Source organism: Brevibacterium rongguiense, from assembly GCF_009857845.1.
Classification (GTDB): domain Bacteria; phylum Actinomycetota; class Actinomycetes; order Actinomycetales; family Brevibacteriaceae; genus Brevibacterium; species Brevibacterium rongguiense.
The window spans coordinates 1-1,298 of the sequence record NZ_WWEQ01000124.1 but is presented as its reverse complement, the minus strand read 5'-3'; the positions used below and the strand labels follow the sequence as shown (position 1 = coordinate 1,298).

Sequence of the window (1,298 nt, the reverse complement as noted above, 5' to 3'; positions counted from 1 at the left end):
TGAAGCGCCCTGGGTTTCGTTCCGTGGTTAGACGGTCGCGGGCGCGGTCGTCGTGGGGTGAGTGTAGGACGCTTCGACGCTCGCTGGGGTGCGGTAGCCGAGAGCTTCGTGGAGCCGGGCCGTGTTCCACCAGTGGACCCATCCCATCGTGGCAAGCTCGACCTCGCTGACGGACTCCCAGATCCGCTTGGAGTAGATCAGCTCCGCCTTGTAAAGACCGTTCACTGTTTCGGCCAGCGCGTTATCGTAGCTATCGCCGACGGTGCCGACAGACGCTTTCACACCTGCGGTGAGAAGAGCGTCTGAGTAGGCGAGAGAGACGTATTGACTGCCCCGGTCGGAGTGGTGAATCAATCCGCTCTCATTCCGGCTCACCCCGGTGGCGAGGAGAGCGTGTTCCAGTGCGAGCAATGGCAGTTGCTCCGTGTGGAGGGTGGGCGCGACCGCCCAACCGACGATTCTCCGACTGAAGACATCGGTGATGAACGCGACGTAGCAGAACCCGGCGAGAATCCGGACATAGGTAATATCGGCAACCCAGAGCTGCTGCGGCCGGTCCGCAACGAACCTCCGCTCGACGAGGTCGGGACGCTGATCGTCTCCGGCTTCGGGGTGGGTGGTGACGGGCTTGCGGCCTCGGCGAACGCCCTGGAGGCCTGCGATCTTCATCAGCCTCGCGACCTGGTCTCGGCCCACGTCCCATCCCGCGTGCTGCATGGCGTGCCACATCTTCCGGACCCCGTAGACGCTGTAATTCTCCTGATGAATCCGCTTCACCTCCTCCACGAGCATCTCATCCCGCAGGCTTCGAGCGGAGGCCGGCCTGTTCTTGGCGGCGCGGTATCCGCGGGAGGTGATGAACCCACATTCTGTCGCACCGAGGATGCGACAGATGGCCTCGACCCCGAACTGCTCGCGGTGCATGTCGATGAACGCGATCATTTCGTTGTGGGGCGGTCGAGTTCCGCTGCGAAAAACGCCGAGGCGGCTTTCAGGATCTCGTTAGCGCGTCGCGCCTCCGCCAGCTCTCGCCGGAGCCGACGGTTCTCCTCCTCGAGCGGCTCTCCCGGGCCGGTTGGTTCGGTGGGGCCGTAGCGGTTGCACCAGATCCGCAGCGTCTCCTCGCCGACACCGAGCTGCGGGGCGACCGCACGGATCGATGCTGCACGGGGACCACCCTCGCGGGCCTGACGGTCGTAGACCATACGCACGGCACGGTCACGCAGCTCTGGACTGAACTTCTTGGGCATGCTCCGATTCTCCTTGCTGAGACTCGGAACGAAACCCAGGGCGCTTCA

Annotated in this window: 1 protein-coding gene and 1 other annotated feature; the gene reads right to left on the bottom strand. The window is 64.2% G+C overall.

The genetic code is table 11. From position 1 onward, the window contains the following. Window positions 1-27: 27 nt before the first annotated feature. Window positions 28-1,250, bottom strand: a protein-coding gene (locus GSY69_RS13775) for an IS3 family transposase (protein ID WP_235936577.1) whose coding sequence is annotated in 2 segments (ribosomal slippage) — window positions 28-971 and window positions 971-1,250 — 1,224 coding nt in all. Because the reading frame shifts where the segments join, the coding sequence is not laid out codon by codon here. Continuing rightward, window positions 879-981: a sequence feature (AL1L pseudoknot), on the bottom strand. It overlaps the preceding gene by 103 nt. Window positions 1,251-1,298: the final 48 nt, after the last annotated feature.